The organism is Bacillus sp. 16GRE42, assembly GCF_019837435.1.
Lineage (GTDB): Bacteria > Bacillota > Bacilli > Bacillales > Bacillaceae_G > Bacillus_A > Bacillus_A wiedmannii.
Genome location: NZ_JADAXF010000001.1, coordinates 1,546,394 through 1,571,189 on the forward strand (window position 1 = coordinate 1,546,394; position 24,796 = coordinate 1,571,189).

The following is a 24,796-nucleotide window of genomic DNA, read 5'->3' on the forward strand; positions in this document are numbered from 1 at the left end:
TACTATATCAAAAAGATGATCACACTACGTTATAGAACTATGAAATTTTTTCGACTTGTAATAAACAAGGCGTTTATCCATACATAGGGTCTTTTCCCAACATATATTATAGGAAGAATTTTTTTCAGTTGAGGTGTTCCTTATGGATCCATACGTCAATATATGTATTTGCATTACTCCAGGCGCCAATATTTCTGATGACCGTATCGCAAAAGATTTAGCAGTTGCAGAATCAATTTGGCACCCCATTACATTTCAAATTAAAGACGTAATTATTTTAAATGAACTTTTTCGTTTTTCTGACCGTGAAATTAGTTATAAAAATTCTATTCAAAGTCAGGAAAAATTAGCATCCTTTTTCCAAACGTGTGTAAATGAAGCTCCTGAATGCGACCTTTACATTTGTTATATTGGCAGTGATTATTTCAAAGAAACAGCCGTAATTGCCTGCGCTTACTCTTTAGCAAAACAACAGCAACTTACTGGTTATATCGTTTTAACAAACTCGGCTGCCCCCATGAAAAATATATACACGCTCGCTCACGAAGTCGGTCATATTTTATTTACAAGACGTATTCACGGAAAACTTACTCACGCAGATCCTCATTCCCCAACTGGCTCGGAGCACCATCCTTCTCCAACAAATCTTATGTACCCTATCGTACCTCGTCCTGAAAACGTCCATATTCATTCCTTATTAACAAACGAACAAAAAGAGCTCTCTTTACAAAGCTCTTTATTACAAAGAAAAAAACAGTAACTGTCATGTTACTGTTTAAAACAACTTATTTAATCAACAAACCAATTCTCGGCTGCCAAAGGATACACTATACATCTAAGCGTAATCTCTCTTAAAATCAAAATATAGTATTTCTTTGGAAATAATTTATTGTATATCCAGAGCAGCCACTTTTTTTGAACTACTCGTTTATACTTTTTCTCTCTTCAATTTTTAAAGACCATCTCATTAATCCATATATACTTCCATACATAAGTAATATCTTTGCAATTCCCCAAAATACATTTTTTTCTTCTAATCCTTTAAATATAAACATAATCGCTAAAGGAACAAGTAGCACCAAAACACCTATCCAACCAAGAACATACACTTCTCCAACGAAAAGCAATAAAAAGATACTTGCTGCTAATATATATGTTTGCATTGTCGACAATTGCAAAATAGGTGTCCCGTACCATTTATCAATAAACATCAATAATACTAATAATAAAATGGGAACCATTACCATTATGTAAATAATCCCGAACTCTACAAATTTATTTTTAAAAGAAGACATTCTAAACGCAACAATGGTTCCAATAATCATAATGATTAAGACGATAGGATAGCCAATTAACTGTATATTCGTTAGTATAAATTGCTGATTCGGATTATTAAATAAAATATGAGTTAATATCCAATATCCGCCAATACCAATTATCATGGCAAGAATACTCTTTATACTCCCGCCTTTATCCTTATCCATTTCTTTCGCTAATTCTTCCGCATATTCTTTTGGTGAATCACCGAATATATCGCTTACCGTCTTTCCCTCTTTCTCACCTTCTATTAAATGAAGTTCTGCATCTTCTATAAAAGCGTCCACATCTTCTTCTTTCATTCCTTTTGTTATTAAATACACTTTTGTATCGATTAAAAACTTTTCTCCTTCTTTAGAAATTTGCATGATAACCTCTCCCTTATTTAACCGTTTCTTTTCTATTCGTCTTCATCATAATTTCAAGGAAAATTAAAATAAACAAACTTCCGTATAAACATATAATTTGAAATAACATTGGTACGAGATCTTCTGATGTAAATGTTTTAAACACTAACATAATTGAAAGCGGAATGATTAAATATAAGTTTTTAAACCATCCTTCAAAATACAAATTTATCCCTATTGTGATAATAAAAATACCTCCAGCTAATATATAACTTTGCATTTCGGTGAATGTGAGCATTTTTGTAGGATATATTACATCTAATATCGTAACAACTCCTATTAGAAACATTGGCGCAATCATGACTAAAAACCACATAGAAAACCATGTTTTTGTAAAGCTTGTTACGAAGGTCATTTTACGAAGTAGAAAATTAGGACCCATTACAGCTACGATCAATGTAAAGCTATAGCCAATGCACTGAATAAGTGAAATCTGTAACATTCCGTTATTCACTATTAAGATAGAAGCAATAATCCAAAACGATACGATATTCATTACTGTAAAACCAATTTGCTTCCACGTTTCCTGTCTATCCTTTTCCATTACTTTTACAAGTTCATTTGCATATTCTTTCGGTGAGCTTCCGAAAATATCTTCTACACTTTTCCCATCACTCTCACCCTCAATTAAATGGAGTTCTGCATCTTCTATAAAATTTTCAATATCGCTTTCTTTCACACCCTTTGCCACTAAAAATAATCTCATATCTAATAAAAACTTTCGTGCTTCACTGGATATCATTATTTTTTTCTCCCCTTCCCTTCAAGTAGACGCTCTACACTACTTTGCATCGCTTCCCAGCGATCCATAAATTCATTAAGTGCTTCCTCGCCTTTTTCTGTTAATGTATAATATTTTCGCTTTGGGCCAGATGGAGATTCCTTCATTACACTTGTTATTAATCCTTCCTTTTGCATTCGTATTAATAACGGATAAATACTTCCCTCACTCGCCATTGTAAAGCCATACTTCGCTAGCTTTTCACTCATTTCATAACCGTATATTTCACCTTCAGAAATAATAGCAAGTAAGCATCCTTCTAAAATCCCTTTCAGCATTTGACTTGTCGACATAATTCAAATCCTCCCACTATCTTGTTTTACAAGATAGATAAGCGTAAGTATCTTGCTTTACAAAATAGTATAGCAGAGACTATTTTGCAAAACAAGATAGCTAACGATATTTTTCCAATTCTTTGCAGGATTTTCATTATCCACTCTCTAAATAGAGCAATATGAGAACTTTATGACGAAGGGATGTTTTTCATCATGGTTACAAATCGAGTTGTTTTTTTAACAGGCGCTGCAAGTGGCATTGGTTATGAAATGGGAAACGCTTTTGCAAAAGAAGGTGCAAAAGTTGTTATTACCGATCGTCTTGAAGAACGTGCAAAAGAAGCTGCTGAACAATTACAAAAAGAAGGCTATCAAGCTATCGGTTTAAAATGTGATGTTACATCTGAAGAAGAAATTACCGCTGCAATTTCTCAAACCGTTACGCATTTCGGTTCATTACATATATTAATTAACAACGCAGGAATGCAGCACGTTTCACCAATTGAAGATTTTCCAACCGAAAAGTTCGAACTGCTTATTAAAATTATGCAAATCGCTCCTTTTATCGCAATTAAGCATGCCTTCCCAATCATGAAAAAACAAAAGTATGGCCGAATTATTAATGTAGCCTCCATTAATGGCCTCGTTGGATTTGCGGGAAAATCCGCCTACAATAGCGCGAAGCATGGCGTAATCGGATTAACAAAAGTTGCCGCTTTAGAAGGCGCTACTCACGGAATTACCGTTAATGCGCTTTGTCCTGGTTATGTCGATACCCCTCTTGTACGTAATCAACTACAAGATTTAGCTACTACACGAAATGTACCACTTAAAAATGTTTTAGAAGATGTTATTTATCCACTTGTACCACAAAAACGCTTATTGCAAGTACAAGAAATCGCTGATTATGCTATGTTTTTAGCGAGTGAAAAAGCAAGAGGTATAACTGGACAAGCCGTTGTTATCGATGGTGGTTATACTGCTCAATAAAGTGAAGGCTTTTACTTCCCATTAATGCGGGGTAAAAAATAAAGTTTGCTCACGAAGAGCAAACTTTATTTTACTTTCTATCGCGAGGACCTTCCTACTTTAGTAATTGTTTAGGGAGTTTCTCGATTGCAACAATTACCCCATCTAATTTACTTTCAATACGATGGAGTAAATATAATGTTACAACAATCGGAAACCCTACATTACCTATCATCCTGATCCACTCTTCCATTTTTCTCTCCCCCTTTCATTATATAAATAAGAGTACGAAATACATTTAGGCATAAAAAAACAAGCTATTATGTATTAGCTTGTCTTTCAAATAATGATGCAATTTCCCGTTTATAATCTCCATGTATGATGCCTTTTTCAGTAATAATACCTGTAATTAATTCATTCGGTGTTACGTCAAATGCAGGATTATAAACATTAGTTCCAATTGGCGCCACTTGTTTTTCAAAAATTTTCGTAACTTCGGTTTCATCTCTTTCTTCAATAACAATGTCTGTACCTATTTGTTTCGTAATATCAAACGTAGATAACGGAGCTGCAACGTAAAATGGAATATCGAAATACTTTGCTAATATAGCTAAATTCATTGTTCCGATTTTATTTGCTGTATCTCCATTTGCGACAATTCGGTCCGCTCCTACAATAATTGCGTTTATTTCTTTCGTTTGAATAGCATGCGCTGCCGTATTATCTGTAATAAGTGTTACATCAATATTTGCCTGTTTTAATTCCCATGTCGTTAAACGCCCGCCTTGTAAAACCGGTCTCGTTTCACATGCATACGCATGTAAACGTACACCTTTTTCTTTCCCAATATAAAACGGTGCTAATGCAGTACCATATCTAGCAGTTGCAATACTTCCAGCGTTACAAATTGTTAAAATGTTATCACCGTCTTTAAAGCATGTTAATGCATGTTCTCCAATACTCCGGCATACCGCTTCATCTTCTTGCTGAATGAGAAGTGCTTCTTCTTCTAATATTTTTTGTGCTTCTTTTATTTTAGTAATTTCTCCAATGGATTCTCTCATACGATCGATTGCCCAAAATAAATTGACTGCTGTCGGGCGTGACGTTCCTAAATAATTACAATCTCTATTAAACTTCTTTTGAAATTCTTCCATATGTACAGTATTATATTTTTTTGATGCAAGCGCCAAACCAAATGCAGCTACAATTCCAATTGCAGGTGCTCCTCGTACTTCTAGCATGACAATACTTTTCCATACCTCTTCAATCGTCGTTAATGTTTTGTATTCTGTACTATGCGGCAACTTTGTTTGATTTAATACTGCAATGGCATCACCTTTCCAACTGACAGACCTCGGAACAGTAACCATTGTACTCATGCTTTTACCCCTCCAGAAACTGTCTGTTGAAATAACGTTCGGAACAGTTGAATGTCAGCGCTCTTAGATTCATATTTTATTAGTTCTTTACCTAAGGATAGCGCTTGTTTTTTAGCTTGGATTCTCGTTTCTTTATTTGCTATTTCATCTAAATCAGCTACATGTGCTAAACCAATTGTTCTACGTATAAGCTCACATCCAGCAAATCCAACGGCATCCGTAAAAATATTTTGCAAAATAATTGGCAACCATTGTTTCTCTTTCGTATATGCTTCTACGCCTTCTCCAATCCATAATTTCGTAAAAGCTTCTACAAAATAACTCCATGTTTTCTCAATATGGAAAAATAGCACACTTCTTTTTTCCTCTTCACGGGATAGTGCATTTAATAATAAATTTGCAATAAATTGACCAAGGTCAAATCCAAATGGACCGTATGTTGCAAATTCTGGATCAATTACTTTCGTTTCAGCAGGTGATGAAAAAATACTACCAGTATGTAAATCACCATGAATAAGCGCTTCTTTTCTTGTTAAGAACTTATATTTATACTGTGCTACTTTTAATTTTAAATTTTTGTCACTCCACAGTTCATCCACCGCTAGTTGTAACTCTGGTTCATAATCATTCGTATCATAATGACTAAACGGATCTGTAAACACTAAATCTTCCGTAATTTTACTAAGATCTGGATTAACAAATTCACTATCTAACACTCTTTTCTCTTCTGATTGTAAACCGAAATCTGAAGTATAAAACAAAACATGTGCTAGAAAGCGACCAATATGTTGGGATAAAAGTGGGTACTCCTCTCCATCTGTTAATCCTTTTCTTGTAATTGTTAGCCTTGATAAGTCTTCTATGACCGTTACTGCTAACTCTTCATCATGACTGTACACTACCGGCACATATTCCGGCACATACTTCGCAAAAATTTGTAATGCTTTACTTTCAATCGTCGCTCTTTTTATAGACAGTGGCCAGCTCTCACCAACTACTTTCGCATATGGCAGTGCTTGTTTTATTATAATAGACTTCTCTCCATCATCTAATTTGAACACGTAATTTAAATTTCCATCTCCAATTTCATGACAAACTACATTTGCTTTCTTTTCAAAATAACCGTGTTCTTTCGCATATTGTATAGCTGTCGTTTCAGTTAATGAATAATATCCCATCGTCTTCTCCCCCTTTTTTAAATTCAGAGGTTTTTCTGACGTAGAAAAACCTCTTTCCACAAAGAAAGAGGTTTGAAGTTTATCTTCTCCCCTCTTATCTGCCAGAAAGGTTTACTTTCTGCTGGAATTAGCACCGTGCCTTTTGGCGTAAATAAACGCCCCATTTCACAATGGTATTACGGTCGGTTGCTGGGCTTCATCGGGCCAAATCCCTCCACCTGCTCTTGATAAGAGTTGTATAATTTTTTGAATTTTTAACTTTATGTTGAAGACTATACCAAGAATAAAAATCACTTGTCAACATTTTATTTGTATAATTCTGGACGACGATCTGCAAAAACTGGAATTCCTTTGCGTACTTCTTTAATTTTCTCAAAATGAAGCTCTCCAAATAAAATTGATTCTTCTTCATTCGCTTCTACAACAACTTCGCCCCAAGGATCGACAATTAGAGAATGACCGGCAAACTCATTACTCGGATCCTTCCCTGCCCTATTACATGCAACAACATAACATTGATTTTCAACTGCTCTTGCTTGCAATAGCAAACGCCAATGTGCTAAACGAACTAATGGCCATTCTGCTACAACAAATAAAACTTTTGCACCTTTCGCAGTATGAACGCGCATCCACTCCGGAAAACGAATGTCATAACAAATTGTGCCGGCGCACTCTACATCATCTAACTTAAATTCACCTGTACTATTTCCAGCGATTAAATATTTATGTTCATCCATAAGCTGAAATAAATGCACTTTACTATATTCATTGACTAGTTCTCCTTCCTTGTTTACCACATACATTGTATTTGTAACACCTTGCTCTGTTTGCTTCGCTATAGACCCACCGACAATATGTACACCATATTGCTTCGACCATTCTTTCAGCTTTTCTTTCGTTTGCAATCCATCCCTATCTGCAATTTCAGTAAGCCTCGTTAAATCATATCCCGTTGTCCATAATTCTGGTAAGACAATAACGTCTGGTCTTTCCTTCATCGCTTCGCTTATTTTATTTTTAGCATTCTCAATATTTTTTTCTACATCTCCAAAGACAATGTCCATTTGAATACATGCGACTTTCATTTTGTCAGCCCCATTCTTAATTTTTTTCTTTACAAAATACTGGAAAGATTATATCATTTGTCACTAGAATTGTAACAACTTTCAAAAGAGGTGGAAAGTATGAAATTATTTCAACCTTCTGAGATAGTAACATCATTGCCTACACAATTTTTCGCTTCACTTGTTGCAAAAGTTAACAAAGTCGTAGCAGCAGGTCACGATGTTATTAATCTAGGTCAAGGTAATCCAGATCAACCAACACCGCAGCATATCGTAAAAGCTTTACAAGATGCTGCTGAAAAGACCATTCATCATAAATATCCACCATTTCGCGGACACGAAAGTTTAAAAGAAGCCGTGGCAACATTCTATCAACGCGAATATGATGTAGTAGTAAATCCAAAAACAGAAGTTGCTATTTTGTTTGGTGGAAAAGCTGGATTAGTAGAATTACCACTTTGTTTTACAAACCCTGGTGATACTATTCTCGTTCCAGATCCAGGCTATCCAGATTATTTATCAGGAGTTGCTTTAGCAAAAGCACAATTTGAAACAATGCCGCTTATTGCAGAAAATAATTTTTTACCAGATTATACAAAAATTGATGCCACTACCGCTGAGCGTGCAAAGTTAATGTTTTTAAACTATCCAAATAATCCGACCGGTGCTACTGCATCAAAAGATTTCTTTGATGAAACCATTCATTTTGCTAATAAACATAATATATTAGTCATTCATGATTTTGCTTACGGTGCGATTGGATTCGATGGTCAAAAACCTGTTAGTTTCTTGCAAGCAGACGGTGCTAAAGATACAGGTATTGAAATTTACACTCTATCGAAAACTTTCAATATGGCTGGATGGCGCATCGCTTTTGCTGTGGGGAATGAAAGTGTGATTGAGACAATTAACTTATTACAAGATCATATGTATGTTAGTATTTTTGGTGCAGTTCAAGATGCTGCCCGCGAAGCACTATTAAGTTCACAGTCTTGCGTAATAGACCTTGTAAATAGTTACGAATCTCGAAGAAACGCTCTTGTTTCAGCTTGTCACTCAATTGGTTGGAATGTAGACATTCCAACAGGCTCATTCTTTGCATGGCTTCCTGTTCCGAAAGGATATACATCTGAGCAATTTTCTGATATTTTACTAGAAAAAGCACACGTTGCAGTTGCTCCTGGTGTTGGATTTGGTGAGCATGGCGAAGGGTATGTCCGTGTTGGTCTCTTGCATACAGAAGATAGATTACGAGAAGCCATTAATCGAATTGATAAATTAAATTTTTTCAAAAAGTAATTGACAACATGAAAAATATCTGACAAAATTCAGTTATCTTAAAAATTTAAACATTTCTAAATACTTCTTATCAAGAGCAGGTGGAGGGACGAGCCCGACGAAACCCGGCAACCGATCTACAATTGTAGACACGGTGCTAATTCTCGCAGCATTACGCTGACAGATAAGGAGCTGGTTGTAAAAAAACCTCTCCTTAGCTGAGAGGTTTTTTTATTTAACTAGGAGGTTTTAACAATGAGCGGAATTATAGCGACGTATTTAATCCATGATGATTCACATAACTTAGAAAAAAAAGCTGAGCAAATTGCACTCGGTTTAACAATTGGCTCTTGGACTCATTTGCCACACTTATTGCAAGAACAATTAAAACAGCATAAAGGCAACGTCATTCATGTTGAGGAATTAGCTGAACAAGAACATACCAATTCGTATTTACGTAAAAAAGTTAAACGTGGGATTATTAAAATCGAATATCCGTTATTAAACTTCAGTCCAGACTTACCAGCAATTTTAACAACTACATTCGGAAAGCTATCACTTGATGGCGAAGTGAAATTAATCGACTTAACATTTTCAGACGAGTTAAAACAGTATTTCCCTGGTCCGAAATTCGGGATAGATGGCATTCGAAATCTTTTACAAGTGCATGAGCGTCCCCTTTTAATGAGCATTTTCAAAGGAATGATTGGACGAAATATTGGGTATTTAAAAACGCAATTACGCGATCAAGCAATTGGTGGTGTAGATATAGTAAAAGATGATGAAATATTATTTGAGAATACATTAACACCACTTACGAAACGCATTGTATCTGGAAAAGAAGTTTTAGACTCAGTATATGAAACATACGGACATAAAACGTTATATGCCGTAAATTTAACAGGACGAACTTTTGATTTAAAAGAAAATGCGAAACGCGCAGTGCAAGCTGGGGCAGATATTCTATTATTTAATGTATTTGCTTACGGACTAGATGTACTACAATCACTTGCAGAAGATAATGAAATCCCAGTTCCTATTATGGCACACCCTGCTGTAAGTGGTGCTTATTCAGCATCCAAGTTATATGGAGTTTCCTCTCCATTATTACTAGGAAAGCTACTACGTTATGCTGGTGCTGACTTTTCATTATTCCCATCTCCATACGGAAGTGTTGCACTAGAAAAAGAGGAGGCTCTTGCTATCTCAAAATATTTAACTGAAGACGATGCATTTTTCAAGAAGAGTTTTTCTGTTCCGTCTGCTGGTATTCACCCTGGTTTCGTTCCCTTTATTCTACGAGATTTCGGTAAAGATGTTGTTATTAATGCTGGCGGCGGGGTACATGGACATCCGAGTGGAGCGCAAGGGGGCGGTAAAGCTTTCCGTACTGCAATTGATGCTACTTTGCAAAATACACCACTCCATGAAGTAGATGACATAAATTTGCATAGTGCACTACAAATATGGGGAAATCCCTCTCATGGGGTGAAATTATGAGTATTCAAGTATTTTGTGATTTTGATGGCACGATTACAAATAATGATAACATTATGTCCATTATGGAAAAATTTGCACCACCAGAAGCCGAAGAAGTAAAGAATAGAATTTTATCACAAGAGCTGTCTATTCAAGAAGGTGTTTCTCAATTATTTCAATTAATACCTACTAGTCTACACGATGATATGATTCAATTTTTAATAGAAACTGCTGAAATCCGTAGTGGTTTTCATGAATTTATACAATTTGTAAATGAAAATAACATTTCTTTTTACGTTATATCAGGTGGAATGGATTTCTTCGTCTATCCACTCTTACAAGGAATCATTCCAAAAGAGCAAATTTACTGTAATGAAACAGACTTTTCAAATGAATTCATTACAGTTAAGTGGCCTCATCCTTGTGATCATCATTGTCAAAATCATTGCGGATTATGTAAATCATCTTTAATCCGTAAATTAAGTGATACGAATGACTTCCATATTGTAATTGGAGATTCAATTACTGATTTACAAGCTGCGAAACAAGCAGATAAAGTATTTGCTCGTGACTTCCTTATTACAAAGTGTGAAGAGAATTATATTGCTTATACACCGTTTGAAACATTTCACGATGTTCAAACCCAATTAAAACATTTGTTGGAGGTGAAATCATGAAACAACTTTTTCGTCAATGGTATGACTTAAGCGAGATAAAAAAAGAATTAACAACACGAAATTGGTTTCCAGCAACGAGTGGTAATATTTCTATAAAGGTTAGTCATGAGCCACTTACTTTTCTTATTACAGCAAGTGGTAAAGATAAAACAAAAACTACTCCAGATGATTTTCTATTAGTAGATCATCTAGGGCTTCCCGTATTAGAGACTGAATTACGCCCTTCAGCAGAAACAATATTGCATACCCATATTTATAACAATACGAATGCTGGGTGCGTACTTCATGTTCATACAACTGATAATAATGTCATCACAAATTTATACAGTGATGCAGTCGTCCTTCAAAATCAAGAAATTATTAAAGCTCTCGATATTTGGGAAGAAGGTGCAACAATTCACATTCCTATTATCGAAAACCATGCCCATATCCCAACGCTTGGAGAAAACTTCCGAAAGCATATACAAGGAGATTCGGGAGCAGTATTGATCCGTAACCATGGTATTACCGTATGGGGCCGAGATAGCTTTGATGCAAAGAAAAGATTAGAAGCTTATGAGTTTTTATTCCAATTTCATATAAAACTATTATCAATTCAAGGAGGCGTTTCTAATGGCGCAAATTCGTATTCATGAAGTAAATACTCGCATCGAAAATGAAGTGGAAGTATCTAAATTTCTACAAGAGGAAGGCGTTTTATATGAGAAATGGAACATCTCTAAACTTCCTACTTATTTAAATGAAAATTATTCGTTAACAGATGAAAACAAGGCTGAAATATTAGCTGTGTTTTCAAAAGAAATCGCTGATGTTTCAGCGCGCCGAGGTTATAAAGCACATGATGTAATTTCACTTTCAAATAGCACACCTAACCTTGACGAATTATTAATTAATTTCCAAAAAGAACACCATCATACTGATGATGAAGTTCGCTTTATTGTTAGTGGTCATGGCATCTTTGCTATTGAAGGAAAAGATGGGAAATTCTTTGACGTTGAACTTGAGCCAGGCGATCTCATATCTGTTCCTGAAAATGCAAGACATTATTTTACCTTGCAAGATGATCGTCAAGTTGTAGCTATTCGTATTTTTGTTACAACTGAAGGCTGGGTTCCAATTTATTAAGGTAGTTAGTTGAATAAAAGGACTTGGATCCCCTTTTCCAACCTTTTATTCACTCTACATATATACATCCTCCTATGGAACAGGCTTATTTCCAAAAATGAAATAAGCCTGATTTTTTATTTTCTCAAGCATATGATTCCGTCTATTCCAAAACAATCTCCCCCCTTCTATGTTTTAAGCGAATTTTTTAACACTTTTTGAACATTTATTGAACTTTTTTTGAATTTTTTCTGAAAATTCTGTTTTGTATATGATATACTACAATTAAATAAAAAGGAAAAGAATATCGCAAACAGAGGAGGATAATCATGAGTTTACTTATCGCACTTATACTAGGGGTTACGTGTGGAGCACTTCCTGTTATTCTAGGAGCTATTATGGAAGAGTTGGAAGTTGGTGTTTTAGGTTTTGTCGCATCTTGTGTAAGCGCTTTATTTTTCGGCTTATTCGGTGCTATTCCTGTTTCAATTCTGTGTGCATTTTATATAGTACGCCATGCTCGTGCAAAGCAATTCGGTCCTAATCACATCGCGCAAGTTATTCCATTCCCAATCGAACGATGTCGCCGGGCTTCTAGCTTATAATTTTAAAATTAAAAATAAATAAAAGTCCTCATTTGAGGACTTTTATTTATTTTCTTCTAGAAATTGAAACAATTCTTGTAGGTGCAAGACGTCTTCACTATAGCTAACAGATACGTGACATATACCGTCAATCTCTGCTTGCATATAAAGGTCAACTCCATCTCGATCATATTTCAATGCCAAATAAAAATCCATTTCTTCTAACATCTTTTTTGAAGTTCGAATAACATAATGCCCATTCTCATCTCTTCCATATTCGAATTCCGGCTCAAAATCATACTTTTGTTTAAAAGCTTCTTTTTGTTTTTCATTAATTTGTATACAAATTGCTCGTTGTACAGTATCAATCATCTCATCAAATTTTTGAAGATCCATCTCATTTACCCCTTTATGTATTTTTTGTATAACACTTGTGTTCCGCTATTCTCTTCCCCATCTTTTATTAACTCTTCATACAATTCCTTCGCCAAACTTAAACCTGGTACTGGTAATTGTAATTTTTCAGCCTCATCTAAAGCTATCTTCATATCTTTCATAAAGTGCTTTACATAAAACCCTGGTTCAAAATCTCCCTTTAACATTCGAGGAGCTAAGTTACTCAATGACCAACTACCTGCTGCTCCCGTTGAAATACTTTCTAATACTTTATCCGGATCTAGTCCAGCTTTTTTTGCATAAGCAACAGCTTCACATACTCCAATCATGTTAGAAGCAATCGCAATTTGATTGCACATTTTTGTATGTTGTCCACTTCCAGCTGGTCCTTGCAACTGAATGTTTGTTCCTAGTTTTTCAAATAACGGTAAACATTTTTCATATATTTCTTTTTCACCACCGACCATAATTGCGAGCCTTGCTTCTTTCGCACCAACGTCTCCTCCAGATACAGGCGCATCTAACGTATATACATTCCTACTTTTACCGGTTTCATTAATACGTTTTGCCAATGTTGGTGTAGATGTCGTGAAATCAATTGCTATCGTACCTTCATTTGCATTCTCCAAAATCCCATCTATCCCAAAGTACACTTCTTCTACATCATGTGGATATCCAACCATAGTCATTACAACATCAACTTGCTTCACTAACTCTTTCGGTGTATCACACCAATTCGCACCATCTTGCACTAAAGAGTCTGTCTTCATTTTCGTTCTATTATATACATATACTTGATAGCCGTCTTGCATTAAATGACGCACCATACTTTTTCCCATTACACCAATACCGATGAAACCTATTGATACATTTTTACGTTCCATTTTCTCATCCCCTTTGTTCTAATAAATCACTTACCATCTTTCGAAACTCATTATTAAAATCATCATCTATACTATTTTTCACATTTGAAAATAATATAACAAAAGTGCCTTTTTCTTTATTAAAATTATTGAAAGTGTTCCAACCAGATAGTACACCATGATTATGAAAATAATCCGGATATATGTAAAAACTATATGCATATTTTCGTTCTGTTGAAGGTGAAAACATCGCTTGTCTACTTTGTTCAGAAAGAAGTTTCCCATTTATAATCGCTTCGTCTAACTTCTTCATATCGCCAACTGTCGTATACATCTCACCGCATCCGTATAACCACTCCATTAACAATTTTTGTGCAGGTTCAAGTACATTCTCTTTCTTTACATATCCTTTAGTAAAATGCTGATCTCCCTGAGCCATATTTCCCATACCAGATTCATGCATTTCTGCTTTAGTAAATATATTTTCTTTTATGTAATCTCCTAAAGGTTTTTTTGATATGCTTTCTATAATATAGGCAAGCACCATATAATTATAATCTGTATATCTCCAACCTGCGCCTGGTGGAAATTCTAACTTTTGACTTCCAATCCAATTTACTAAATTTATACGAGAAGCTGCATTCACTTTTCCTTTTCCGCTTTCTGGTAAACCTGATGTGTGTGTTAACAAATGATATAAGGTGATATTTTTATCTACCGGAAAAGAGGGAATATATTTATTTACATTATCTTGAATATTTAACTTCCCTTGTTCCTGCAGCTGTAAAATAGATGTGGCCACGACTGTTTTCGTAATAGAACCGACACGATATTTTGTTTGAGGCGTATTTTCTATCTTATTTTGAACATCAGCATATCCATATCCTTTATTCAATATAACATGCTCTTTATCTGTTACTAAAACTGTTCCATTAAATTGCTTTCCTATTAAATATTGATCTAACTTTTGAGATATACTAGCATAATCAATTTGTTGTTCTTCTTTTTCTTCTATATTCTCTTGTACTTCTGATTCAATAGTAGGATTCACCTTAGTTGTTAATACAGTGCTTTCCTTTATATTGGGATTATAGAGAAAATAGTATACTCCACCACAAACTACAGCAGACAGCGAAGCCATCGTCATTATTTTTTTTATCATGTTGTTCCTCCATAATTCCTTCGTCCAAAATCCCCCCCACATTCTATTATCAAACAATAAAAAAAAATCGCAACAATTTGTTGCGAAAAATCACTTTTTTTCTTTTCTATATACACACACTTGATTTTTTCCATTTTTTTTCGCTTCATATAATGCGATATCCGCTCGTTGCATTAATTCTTCTCTTGTAATCCCTTGTTCATATAACGCGACTCCAAAACTCGCTGTTAATTTCGAAATTCCGGAGAAATGCTTTGTTTCAATGAAAAATCGTAATGATTCCGCAACCTGAAATGCTTCTTTTTCTACTGTATTCGTTACTAATATAATAAATTCTTCTCCTCCCCACCTTGCAAATACATGTTGCTGCTCCACTTTAGATTTCATAAGCTCTGCAAGCTGAATTAATGCTAAGTCACCAAAATCATGGCCGTACGTGTCATTTACTGTTTTAAAATTATCTATGTCAAATAAAATAAGTGCTATTTTTTCATCGTTACGCATTGCATTATCCCATTCTGCCTCTAGTATTTGTTGGAACTTCAAACGATTATAAATCTCTGTTAACGAATCTATCATAGCAAGCCTTTCTTGTTCTTGATAGATTTCATCTAATTCTGTAATCTCTGTACACTTCACAATAAATCTTGATAAATCTTCTGGCAGTGGTGTCGCACGCAATAAAAAAGTTGACACTTCTCCTTCATAATTGGACATCTTAATTCTTCTATCATATGATAATGTATCATCTAACCATGTTATATCATGGGTTGTTGAATAGTATCCGTTTTCTCTAATAAAATGTTCAGCAAATACTAAATGTTGCTCACGATAGGCAAATAAATTTTCATATCCGAAAAACTCTAAAAAATTTGTATTACAATCAACAATCTCATCGTCTTCTACTATAAATAATAGATCATTTTGAAAATCAAACATCGTTTGAAGTAGTTCTTGTTGCAAACTTACTTGCCGCACTAAAGAAAGCTGATACAAACTCTTATTCACTTCCTCTAACACCATTTGTGGGGTCACAGGGGCTATCACAATATTACGTATTCCTAACGTAAGCACCTCTGTAAACTCGCTTGTTATTTGTTGATCCCAAATGACAATAAATGTACTCTGTGGATTATACATATTCTTTATATATTTTATTTGAGAAAAATCTGTTACATACATAATTACAATATGTGGTTTAGTCCTCTGATACAATAATTCTCCTTCTTCAAAACTATTTGCTATAAACATACATTTTGGATGAATATTTTCTATCGTTTGTTGATGTGTGCATCCATTTTCTATATAAAGGACATTTAACTGAAGATCTTGTAATACATTTTGGAAAACCGTATTCTCTAATAAAAAATGTAGTATGTTCATCACTAGTCTTCACTCACTTCATATATCTTGTTCTACTGCATTCCTCACAAACATTTTATAAAAAGACTGTTCTCTAAATACTTTAATGAGTAAGGGACACATATTAACAAGCTAATTGAGAATGCTCTCTTCGCTTTTTCTCTATAAATTCCTTTTTTAGTGTATGATGATAGGAATTGTATCGTTTGTATGAATGCCCTAGCTTCCTCTTTAAAACTTGACAATTAAAATAAAGATATTATATTCTTAAATTCGACAACTTACAAAATGTAAGTAGAATATATTACATGTATTTTTTATAATTTGATATGTTACTTGGAGGATATATAATGACAAACGACAACTTTTTTAATGTTCTATACGAACGCACATCTACACGTGCATTCAACCCAGAGAAAGAAATTTCATCTACAGAGTTACACGAGATTTTAAAGGGAGCTGCTCAAGCACCTTCTGCTTGGAACTTGCAGCACTGGAAATTCCTTGTATTCCAAGGTGAAGATGTACAGAAACGATTGCATCCAATTGCTTATAACCAGCAACAAATACTTGATGCTTCTGCTGTAGTCGCTATTTTAGGTGATTTAGAAGCTTATAAAAACGTTGAACCAGTTTATGGTCCAATTGTAGAACAAGGATTTATGAAAGAAGAAGCAAAAGAGCGCTTAGCTAAAAATATTGAGTCTGCATATGCTCGTGAACAATTTCCAAGAGATGCAGCCTTTTCAAATGCATCTTTAGCAGCAATGCAACTTATGCTTGCGGCTAAAGCAACTGGCTGGGATACTTGTGCTATTGGTGGTTTCAACCCACAAGCACTTACAGAAGAATTCAATGTTTCATCTCGTTACGTACCAATTATGCTTATTACAATTGGTGAATCAACTTTAAAAGGTCATCCTGCACCACGAATGAGCGTAGAACAAGTGAGTGAATGGGCAAAATAATAAAGTGAACCTTTAATCAATGTGAGGGGCTTACTGGCTGTTAATACGGGATAAAAAAGAAACGAAGGTAATTTCATTACCTTCGTTTCTTTTTCTTTTGTCACACACCCGTAATATTACAATGTATCATTCGACATCTATACATAAAAAAATAGTAAATTTCATGCTATTCCCATACACATAAATGGCGTTTCGTGTCGAATTTTGTTAAAGTATCGAAATATAACCGTGTGTTTTTGTTACAATTATGATACAATGATAACAAATAGATAACAAGAGAGGGATTTTCATTGAGTTCATACGGAAGCTTTATCGCACTTTTAAGTTACATAGTAACTGTACTACTGTTATATTTTATTGGCGATGCTACAAACATATCAGTGTTACAATTCCCAAAAGAAGAAACGTTCCAATTAGACGCAGAAAAACATACTGCAAGATCCATTGCACCACTACTCTTAGCTCTCCCTGTATATATCATCGTTTTATATAAAAGTAAAAAAGTGTAAAGCCTACCTATTTCATTCATTTCGGTGGTCTTTACACTTTTTTGTGATATTTCCCCTATTTTAAACATCATTCCGTACTAAACACCCAGCTAGTCTTTTAAAATGAGAAAATCCCCCATAAAAAATTCCACTCTCTGTCCAGTCACTAACTACCGAACTTACATAGATTATAAGTGTGAAGGGGGTGATGAGGATTATGTTTGGATCATTTGGATGCTGTGATAACTTTAGAGACTGTCATCATCGTGAAAGAGAGTGCGACCATCGTGACCATCGCGAGAAAGAGAGAGAGGTAAAACCACAACAACCAGCTGTATGTAACGTACTTGCTAGCATTTCAGTTGGAACAGAACTTTCTCTTTTAAGCATTAAAGGTATTGGATCTTTCAACAATGTAATTTTTGAAGGTTTCGCTAACGGCGTTGCTCTTTTCTCTGCTTTAGCTCGTAACAATAATGATAAAGATGATAAAGACAACGACAAAGATGATAAGAACCGTCAACGTAATACTTTTAATGGTATTTTACGTGTATGCCCAACTGATATCGTTGCTATCGCTATCTAGTTCTGTGTCTTATCCTCTATAGTAAGAAAATAAGAGTTACTTTTCTCATAGAAAAAACCTGAGACCGATTTCAAATCGACTCAGGTTTTTTTATTAATTATATGCTTTTAACTAGTTCAACAACTTCTTCAGCAGTTGACATCATTAGTGCTTTTTCTGCTAATGTTTCCATTTCTGCTTTTGACAACTTGCTTAGTTGTGTTCTTGCAGGAAGAATAGATGTTGCACTCATACTGAACTCATCTAAACCTAATCCTAATAATAATGGGATAGCAAGTGAATCTCCCGCCATCTCACCACACATACCAGCCCATTTGCCTTCTTTATGAGCCGCATCAATAACCATTTTTACAAGACGTAAAATAGATGGGTTATACGGTTGGTATAAGTAAGCTACTTGTTCGTTCATACGGTCTGCAGCCATTGTGTATTGGATTAAGTCATTTGTTCCGATAGAGAAGAAATCAACTTCTTTTGCGAATTGATCTGCTAATACTGCTGAAGCTGGGATTTCAACCATCATACCCACTTCAATAGAATCAGAAACAGTTGTACCCGCTTCTACAAGTTTCGCTTTCTCTTCTAATAAGATTGCTTTCGCTTGACGGAACTCATCAAGAGTTGCAATCATTGGGAACATAATTTTTAAGTTACCGTATACGCTAGCACGAAGTAATGCACGAAGTTGTGTACGGAACACATCTTGCTCATCAAGGCATAAGCGAATTGCACGGTATCCTAAGAATGGGTTCATTTCTTTTGGTAAATGTAAGTATGGAAGCTCTTTATCTCCACCGATGTCAAGTGTACGAACAACAACAGGTTGACCTTCTTTTACACCTTCAAGAACTGCTTTATACGCTTCGAACTGCTCTTCTTCTGTTGGAAGATTGTCACGGCCCATGTATAAGAATTCTGTACGGTATAAACCAACGCCTTCTCCGCCATTATCGATAATACCTTGTACATCATTTGGTGTTCCGATATTTGCAACAAGCTCAACGTGATGTCCATCACTTGTTACAGTAGCTTGGTCTTTTAATTTTGCCCATTCAGTTTTTTGCTCTTCAAATTTCGCTTTCTTTTCTTCAAAAGAACGAAGAGTTTCTTCTGATGGATTTACAATTACTTCTCCATCTAAACCGTCGATGATTACGATATCGCCGTTTTGGATTTTCTCCATAACAACTTTCGTACCAACAACTGCAGGAATTTCCATAGAACGAGCCATAATTGCAGAGTGAGATGTACGTCCACCGATATCAGTTGTAAAACCTTTTGCATACTTACGGTTTAACTGAGCTGTATCAGATGGTGTTAAATCTTCAGCAATGATGATTACTTCTTCAGAAATTGTACCAGGGTTTGAGAAGTTAATTCCTAGTAAATGTGCAAGAACGCGTTTTGTTACGTCACGAATGTCCGCAGCACGTTCTTTCATATATTCGTTATCCATGTTTTCAAACATAGAAATAAACATTGATGCAACTTCATCCATTGCAAATTCAGCATTTACTTTTTCACTATTTACTTTATCTTTTACTGGGTTTACTAGTTCTGGATCATTTAACACTAATAAATGTGCTTCAAAGATCGCAGCTTTATCAGCACCCAGCTCAGCAAAAGCATGGTCCTTAATTGCTTCTAATTCAGTTTTTGCTTTCTCAAGCGCAGCGTCTAAGCGTGCAATTTCAGCAGCTTCGTTTGTAATTGATTTCTTTTCGATGTTAAATTCAGGATTCTCAAGTCTGAAAGCCTTTGCAATAGCAATCCCACTTGATGCAGCGATCCCTTGAATATTAAGAGTCATTATTCTCCTAATCCTTCGTTTTTCATAGTTTCTTCGATAGCTGCTAGTGCTTGAGCTGCATCATCACCATTTGCAGTGATTTTAATTTCTGCGTTTTGTTGAATGCCTAAAGACATAACACCCATGATTGATTTTAAGTTAACGTTTTTTCCGTTATACTCTAAGTTAATGTCAGAACCAAATTTGCTTGCAGTGTTTACAAGTAGAGTTGCTGGACGAGCATGAATTCCTGAGTCGCTAGTTACTTTAAAGATTTTTTCCATGATAATTTATCTCCTTTAAATTACAGTATTTTTTTAGTTGTATAGACGTGAGTACTACATCATCTATTGTATATAATAGGCGATGTTCGGTCAACCACATCGCCTATTATAATTATAAACATTTTGCGTCAAATTCCTACTGAATGTCAATAATAGCGTTTTCGCCCTTCTTAACATTTCCATCTTTTTTCAATTCGACTTGTTGTCCTTGTTGTAAATTCGTAAAGACAATTGGTGTAATGATAGATGGTGCATTTTCTTTTACAAATGCAAGATCTACTTTTAATAATGGTTGTCCTTGTTTCACTTTGTCGCCTTGTGCTACAAGTGCTTCAAAACCTTCACCATTTAATTTTACAGTATCAATACCGAAGTGGATTAAAATTTCTTTTCCGCCTTCAGATTGAATACCAATTGCATGCTTTGTAGGGAATACGTTGACGATCTCACCGTTAACTGGAGAAACTACTGTTCCTTCTGTTGGCTCGATTGCAAATCCGTCTCCCATCATTTTTCCTGAGAATACTTGATCAGGTACTTCTGTAATCGATAAGATTTTCCCTTCAATTGGTGATACGATTGTTTCGTTTTCATCAACTTGTTTAGGAGTTTCTTCTACCTTTACAGGCTCTTCTTTTTCAACATGAGGTGTACGACCTGACATAATATCATGAATTTGTGATTTTAATGTGTCAGATTTCGGTCCAAAAATAGCTTGAATGTTATTTCCAACTTCAAGTACACCAGCTGCTCCAAGCTCTTTTAAGCGATCTTTGTTTACATTCTTTTGTTCGTTAACTTGAACACGTAAACGAGTAATACAAGCGTCTAAAGAAGCAATGTTTTCTTTACCACCAAGTGCTACTAATACTTCACGTGGAAGTTCTCCTGCTTCTGTTTTACCTGCGCCGTCATTCGCATTTGCTACTTCACGACCAGGTGTTTTTAAATCCCATTTACGGATTGCAAAGCGGAATCCGAAGTAGTAAATAACTGCTAGTACAAGACCAACAATAATTACCCACCACCATGCTGTACGGCCTGGTAGTACACCGAATAACATAAAGTCGATTAAACCACCAGAGAATGTCATACCAATTTTAACACCTAAAATTTGCATTGTCATAAATGATAGACCAGCGAATACTGCGTGAATTCCGAACAGTACTGGTGCTACGAATAAGAATGAAAATTCAAGTGGTTCTGTAATACCTGTTAAGAAAGATGTTAATGCAGCAGAGCCTAAAATACCCGCTGCTAATTTTTTATTTTCAGGACGTGCTTCATGGTACATTGCTAATGCTGCTGCTGGAAGACCGAACATCATGAACGGATACTTACCAGTTGTAAATGTACCTGCTGTTATTTCTACACCGTCTTTTAACTGTGCCATAAAGATTTTTTGGTCACCACGGATTAATTCGCCAGCTGCATTTGTATACTGACCGAATTCGAACCAGAACGGTGAATAGAAAATGTGATGTAATCCAAATGGAATTAATGAACGTTCAATTAAACCGAATATGAATGCTGCTAATGTTCTATTTGCATCAATCATTTGATGTGAGAACGTATTTAAGCCACCTTGAATGTATGGCCAAATGAAACACATGATTATACCTACTACTAAAGAGAATGTTGCAGTTGCGATCGGTACGAAACGCTTACCTGCGAAGAAACCTAAGTATGATGGTAATTCAATGTTGAAGTATTTATTGTAGCAATATGCGGCTACTATACCGACGATAATACCACCAAACACTCCCGTTTGTAGCGTTGGAATTCCTAATACGTTTGCATATGCTGGATCTGTAAATCCAATTTTTACTGGGTCTGCTCCAGAACTTGTTACTTTCACTAGCTTATCTACTTCTAAGAACACACTCATCGTTTTGTTCATAATTAAGTAGCCGACGAACGCTGCTAATCCAGCTACTCCGTCTCCACCAGCTAAACCAATTGCTACCCCAACTGCGAATAATAATGCAAGGTTAGCGAAAATAATATCACCAGATTGTTCCATAATTTTTGCTACCATTACGAACCAATCTGCTTTTAAAGCAGGAATAACATTTGTTAACTGTGGATTTTGAAATGCATTACCAAATCCAAGTAAAATACCTGCTGCCGGTAAAATCGCTACTGGAAGCATTAACGCTTTTCCGACTTTTTGAAGAACACCAAAGATCTTCTTAAACATGGAAACCCTTCCTCTCTTATCTATATTGATACCTTCCGACAAACGCCAAAAAGACATGAGGAAAAAAAGATAGAACGATAGCTATACAAAGGGTAGTATATCCCTTTCTCTAGCTTACATTCCTTGCTTTTCTCCACTCATGCCTGATCGAATCAGTAACACGTGTCAAAAATAGGTTTACGTATAAGTTCACTATAATTAAGGCAAACGTTTTCGTTACTTACCTTAATGTGTTTGTCGAAATTTGTATAACTTTGCAATAGTTATTATACATAACTATTGTAAGCGATTCAATGATTTTTTTTAACGTTTTCATTTTAGACAAAAATATATGTCTTTTTACACATGCTCTGCTTTCACTAAGCGCTGCAGGTGCATCGTTAAATATATGCTCTCTGCTTCATACACAGGAAGTTGCAATTCTTTTTGCATGACCTTAACTAGCTTCCAAGCTAAATTATAACAGACGGGATATTCCGCCTTTAATAAATCAGCAAAACTTTGTGATTCCTCTACTTTCTCCCCTTTTTTCACCCGTTCAATAGCATATTGTAAATGACGAATAAGGCGTAAGTAGTGGATACTTTCTTGGTCTAATGTAATTTGTAAGTTTGTCTCAATTAAAGATACAAGATGTGCAATGAGACGGGAGTTTTGATTAACTGAAGATAAATCTGAATTTGTAAGTGAACTGTAAATATGGAGTGCAATAAAACCAATTTCTCCTTCTGGCAATGTAATTTGCAAACGAGAATTTAAAAGGTCTACAACACCTTCAGCAATTTCATATTCCTCTGGATAGAGCATTTTCGTTTCAACTAAAAAAGGATTATCAATTGTAAGTCCTTGTTTTAACCGCTTAATCGCAAAAGAAATATGATCTGTTAAAGCGATATGAATATGTTCATTCAATGGTGATTTTGCTTTTTCTTGAATGTAGAACATAATATCATTCATTAATTCGATTAATTTTTCACTCACATGCGGCACTAACAGTTTGTATTGTTCACGATCACGTTCATTTTTTAAAACAAACATTTTTTCAATTTGTTCTTGCTCCAATATGTCTTTCGCTTTTTTCCCAAATCCAATTCCTTTACCGATCACTACTACTTCCTCATGTTCAGGATGGCTAGCAATGATGACATTATTATTTAAAACTTTTTTAATTTCTAGATAATTACTCATATAACACCACCCTCGTACTTAAATAGCCTGCTTTTATGTTACAGAACATTCTTCTTTGTCGTCAATATAAAACATCTACCATTTCATAAAAATTCGTTTTTTAGACATGTTTATATATGATGCGTATAATGTAAGAGCAACTGTACATAGAAAGGGGATAACAACATGATTAAAATGTTTGTAAGTGATATCGATGGTACAATGATGCAACACGGAGGGTTAATTGAAGAACAGGATATTGTAGCACTTCGTAGTCTTGCTGAGCAAAATGTTATTCTTTGTTTCGCTTCTGGCCGACTGGATAATGAAATTGCAGACTTAATGAAAGCTGTAAATACAAATTTCCATCGTATTAGTGTAAATGGTGTTTTCGTGTACACACATGAAAACAAGCAACTATTATCCGCAACATTCGATTCGAGTATTCTACCTGATCTGTTAGCAATGACAAATGAAGATCCTTATTTTCGTTATGTAAGTGATGAGCATAATTATTACATTGAAGAGAAAACACCATTTATTCATGAACTTGAACAACAAGTAACGATGACTTCTGTTGAAGAACCGCGTCTATTACAGAAAATTGATGATACAATTTTTCCAAATAAAATCTCTGTCGGTGGAACAAAGGAAAGCTTACAACTCCTTCAGAAAAAAATTGATGAACAATTCCACGGAAAAGTTAGTACATTCATTTCAGCAGAACAATGTTTAGATGTAATGCCACCTAATATTAGTAAAGGGGCTGCTATTTCTGTTTTATTAAAAGAGTTTCAACTACAACCAGAGGAAGTTGCTTGCATAGGGGATTCTTATAATGATATCCCGATGTTTTCTTTAACTCCTCACAGTTTTGCTATGTTTCAAGCAGATGACGCAGTAAAAGAACACGCTCACTATGTAGTAAATACAGTTAAAGATGCTGTTAACCACGTAATTGCTCATAATAAAAATACGACTCACTCCTTATAAGGATGAGTCGTATTTTTTCTTTACATGTTAAACAATTTGACAT

Annotated in this window: 27 protein-coding genes and 2 riboswitches; of the genes, 12 read left to right on the plus strand and 15 right to left on the minus strand. The window is 35.1% G+C overall.

What is annotated here, in order from left to right; genetic code table 11:
- Positions 1 to 142: 142 nt before the first annotated feature.
- Positions 143 to 760 (plus strand): hypothetical protein, encoded by a 618-nt coding sequence (locus ILS93_RS07900; RefSeq protein ID WP_048562415.1) that lies wholly within the window; start codon positions 143 to 145, stop codon positions 758 to 760.
- Positions 761 to 920: 160 nt separating this feature from the next.
- Here the strand turns inward: ILS93_RS07900 and ILS93_RS07905 are convergent, their stop codons facing one another.
- The 3 genes from ILS93_RS07905 to ILS93_RS07915 are packed head-to-tail and all read right to left on the minus strand — an operon-like array spanning position 921 to position 2,798.
- Positions 921 to 1,685, minus strand: a complete 765-nt coding sequence (locus tag ILS93_RS07905) for a DUF1129 domain-containing protein (protein ID WP_064474912.1) — start codon at positions 1,683 to 1,685, stop codon at positions 921 to 923.
- 13 nt (positions 1,686 to 1,698) lie between these two features.
- Entirely contained in the window at positions 1,699 to 2,466 is a 768-nt protein-coding gene (locus tag ILS93_RS07910) for a DUF1129 domain-containing protein (RefSeq protein WP_064474911.1), read from the minus strand.
- On the minus strand, positions 2,466 to 2,798 hold the full coding sequence (locus ILS93_RS07915) for a PadR family transcriptional regulator (RefSeq protein ID WP_000107987.1): 333 nt from the start codon (positions 2,796 to 2,798) through the stop codon (positions 2,466 to 2,468). The genes ILS93_RS07910 and ILS93_RS07915 overlap by 1 nt, the downstream gene beginning before the upstream one ends.
- Before the next feature lie 195 nt (positions 2,799 to 2,993).
- Here ILS93_RS07915 and ILS93_RS07920 point away from each other — a divergent pair, with 195 nt between their 5' ends.
- A complete protein-coding gene (locus tag ILS93_RS07920) occupies positions 2,994 to 3,770 on the plus strand; it encodes a 3-hydroxybutyrate dehydrogenase (RefSeq protein WP_064474910.1) in 777 nt (258 codons plus the stop codon).
- Between the two features lie 94 nt (positions 3,771 to 3,864).
- Here ILS93_RS07920 and ILS93_RS07925 read toward each other — a convergent pair whose 3' ends face one another.
- From ILS93_RS07925 to ILS93_RS07940, 4 genes are all read right to left on the minus strand, one after another.
- The gene (locus ILS93_RS07925) at positions 3,865 to 4,002 is read right to left on the minus strand and encodes a YvrJ family protein (protein WP_000393342.1); all 138 of its coding nucleotides are present in this window, start codon (positions 4,000 to 4,002) and stop codon (positions 3,865 to 3,867) included.
- A gap of 67 nt (positions 4,003 to 4,069) precedes the next feature.
- Positions 4,070 to 5,131, minus strand: coding sequence for an S-methyl-5-thioribose-1-phosphate isomerase (gene mtnA, locus ILS93_RS07930; protein ID WP_222660287.1), 1,062 nt, complete (start codon positions 5,129 to 5,131; stop codon positions 4,070 to 4,072).
- Positions 5,128 to 6,309 (minus strand): S-methyl-5-thioribose kinase, encoded by a 1,182-nt coding sequence (gene mtnK, locus ILS93_RS07935; RefSeq protein WP_088047228.1) that lies wholly within the window; start codon positions 6,307 to 6,309, stop codon positions 5,128 to 5,130. Before mtnK ends, mtnA begins: the two co-directional genes overlap by 4 nt.
- Before the next feature lie 91 nt (positions 6,310 to 6,400).
- Positions 6,401 to 6,543: riboswitch (SAM riboswitch) on the minus strand.
- A 71-nt stretch (positions 6,544 to 6,614) separates the two neighbouring features.
- The gene (locus tag ILS93_RS07940; protein WP_064474908.1) at positions 6,615 to 7,394 is read right to left on the minus strand and encodes a carbon-nitrogen family hydrolase; all 780 of its coding nucleotides are present in this window, start codon (positions 7,392 to 7,394) and stop codon (positions 6,615 to 6,617) included.
- A gap of 99 nt (positions 7,395 to 7,493) precedes the next feature.
- Between ILS93_RS07940 and ILS93_RS07945 the strand changes: the two genes are divergently transcribed.
- The 6 genes from ILS93_RS07945 (at position 7,494) to ILS93_RS07970 (ending at position 12,516) form a co-directional block, all read left to right on the plus strand.
- The gene (locus tag ILS93_RS07945) at positions 7,494 to 8,672 is read left to right on the plus strand and encodes a pyridoxal phosphate-dependent aminotransferase (RefSeq protein WP_064474907.1); all 1,179 of its coding nucleotides are present in this window, start codon (positions 7,494 to 7,496) and stop codon (positions 8,670 to 8,672) included.
- Positions 8,673 to 8,736: 64 nt separating this feature from the next.
- Positions 8,737 to 8,842, plus strand: a riboswitch (SAM riboswitch).
- Between the two features lie 64 nt (positions 8,843 to 8,906).
- Positions 8,907 to 10,151, plus strand: coding sequence for a 2,3-diketo-5-methylthiopentyl-1-phosphate enolase (mtnW, locus tag ILS93_RS07950; RefSeq protein ID WP_088047226.1), 1,245 nt, complete (start codon positions 8,907 to 8,909; stop codon positions 10,149 to 10,151).
- Positions 10,148 to 10,807, plus strand: coding sequence for a 2-hydroxy-3-keto-5-methylthiopentenyl-1-phosphate phosphatase (mtnX, locus tag ILS93_RS07955; protein ID WP_000027482.1), 660 nt, complete (start codon positions 10,148 to 10,150; stop codon positions 10,805 to 10,807). The genes mtnW and mtnX overlap by 4 nt, the downstream gene beginning before the upstream one ends.
- Positions 10,804 to 11,442, plus strand: coding sequence for a methylthioribulose 1-phosphate dehydratase (locus tag ILS93_RS07960; protein WP_088047225.1), 639 nt, complete (start codon positions 10,804 to 10,806; stop codon positions 11,440 to 11,442). The genes mtnX and ILS93_RS07960 overlap by 4 nt, the downstream gene beginning before the upstream one ends.
- A complete protein-coding gene (locus ILS93_RS07965; protein WP_000057324.1) occupies positions 11,420 to 11,932 on the plus strand; it encodes a 1,2-dihydroxy-3-keto-5-methylthiopentene dioxygenase in 513 nt (170 codons plus the stop codon). The genes ILS93_RS07960 and ILS93_RS07965 overlap by 23 nt, the downstream gene beginning before the upstream one ends.
- 308 nt (positions 11,933 to 12,240) lie before the next feature.
- Positions 12,241 to 12,516 carry a hypothetical protein gene (locus ILS93_RS07970; protein ID WP_000054671.1) on the plus strand — a complete coding sequence of 92 codons (276 nt, stop codon included), beginning with the start codon at positions 12,241 to 12,243 and terminating at the stop codon, positions 12,514 to 12,516.
- 42 nt (positions 12,517 to 12,558) lie between these two features.
- Here ILS93_RS07970 and ILS93_RS07975 read toward each other — a convergent pair whose 3' ends face one another.
- The 4 genes from ILS93_RS07975 to ILS93_RS07990 form a co-directional block, all read right to left on the minus strand.
- Positions 12,559 to 12,891 carry a DUF3909 family protein gene (locus tag ILS93_RS07975; RefSeq protein WP_088047222.1) on the minus strand — a complete coding sequence of 111 codons (333 nt, stop codon included), beginning with the start codon at positions 12,889 to 12,891 and terminating at the stop codon, positions 12,559 to 12,561.
- Positions 12,892 to 12,896: 5 nt separating this feature from the next.
- Complete coding sequence (locus tag ILS93_RS07980) at positions 12,897 to 13,775, minus strand: NAD(P)-dependent oxidoreductase (RefSeq protein ID WP_000440180.1); 879 nt, start codon at positions 13,773 to 13,775, stop codon at positions 12,897 to 12,899.
- A 4-nt stretch (positions 13,776 to 13,779) separates the two neighbouring features.
- Complete coding sequence (locus ILS93_RS07985) at positions 13,780 to 14,916, minus strand: serine hydrolase (protein WP_000591954.1); 1,137 nt, start codon at positions 14,914 to 14,916, stop codon at positions 13,780 to 13,782.
- Between the two features lie 90 nt (positions 14,917 to 15,006).
- A complete protein-coding gene (locus tag ILS93_RS07990; RefSeq protein WP_142289346.1) occupies positions 15,007 to 16,299 on the minus strand; it encodes a GGDEF domain-containing protein in 1,293 nt (430 codons plus the stop codon).
- 329 nt (positions 16,300 to 16,628) lie between these two features.
- Here ILS93_RS07990 and ILS93_RS07995 point away from each other — a divergent pair, with 329 nt between their 5' ends.
- The 3 genes from ILS93_RS07995 to ILS93_RS08005 all read left to right on the plus strand — a co-directional run bounded on the left by ILS93_RS07995 (position 16,629) and on the right by ILS93_RS08005 (position 18,320).
- Positions 16,629 to 17,246: a nitroreductase family protein gene (locus ILS93_RS07995; protein ID WP_000180385.1), complete on the plus strand. Its 618-nt coding sequence runs from the start codon at positions 16,629 to 16,631 to the stop codon at positions 17,244 to 17,246.
- Between the two features lie 290 nt (positions 17,247 to 17,536).
- Positions 17,537 to 17,755: a hypothetical protein gene (locus ILS93_RS08000; protein ID WP_000100492.1), complete on the plus strand. Its 219-nt coding sequence runs from the start codon at positions 17,537 to 17,539 to the stop codon at positions 17,753 to 17,755.
- A gap of 196 nt (positions 17,756 to 17,951) precedes the next feature.
- Entirely contained in the window at positions 17,952 to 18,320 is a 369-nt protein-coding gene (locus ILS93_RS08005) for a DUF3915 domain-containing protein (protein ID WP_060749672.1), read from the plus strand.
- Between the two features lie 97 nt (positions 18,321 to 18,417).
- Here the strand turns inward: ILS93_RS08005 and ptsP are convergent, their stop codons facing one another.
- The 4 genes from ptsP to glcT all read right to left on the minus strand — a co-directional run bounded on the left by ptsP (position 18,418) and on the right by glcT (position 23,781).
- Positions 18,418 to 20,130, minus strand: a complete 1,713-nt coding sequence (gene ptsP, locus ILS93_RS08010; RefSeq protein WP_000174214.1) for a phosphoenolpyruvate--protein phosphotransferase — start codon at positions 20,128 to 20,130, stop codon at positions 18,418 to 18,420.
- Entirely contained in the window at positions 20,130 to 20,393 is a 264-nt protein-coding gene (ptsH, locus tag ILS93_RS08015; protein WP_000411080.1) for a phosphocarrier protein HPr, read from the minus strand. Before ptsH ends, ptsP begins: the two co-directional genes overlap by 1 nt.
- 136 nt (positions 20,394 to 20,529) lie before the next feature.
- Positions 20,530 to 22,593, minus strand: coding sequence for a PTS glucose transporter subunit IIABC (gene ptsG, locus ILS93_RS08020; RefSeq protein ID WP_098102737.1), 2,064 nt, complete (start codon positions 22,591 to 22,593; stop codon positions 20,530 to 20,532).
- Between the two features lie 339 nt (positions 22,594 to 22,932).
- On the minus strand, positions 22,933 to 23,781 hold the full coding sequence (glcT, locus tag ILS93_RS08025) for a glucose PTS transporter transcription antiterminator GlcT (RefSeq protein WP_048546230.1): 849 nt from the start codon (positions 23,779 to 23,781) through the stop codon (positions 22,933 to 22,935).
- 165 nt (positions 23,782 to 23,946) lie between these two features.
- Between glcT and ILS93_RS08030 the strand changes: the two genes are divergently transcribed.
- Positions 23,947 to 24,753, plus strand: a complete 807-nt coding sequence (locus ILS93_RS08030) for an HAD family hydrolase (protein WP_222660289.1) — start codon at positions 23,947 to 23,949, stop codon at positions 24,751 to 24,753.
- Positions 24,754 to 24,796 lie beyond the last annotated feature (43 nt).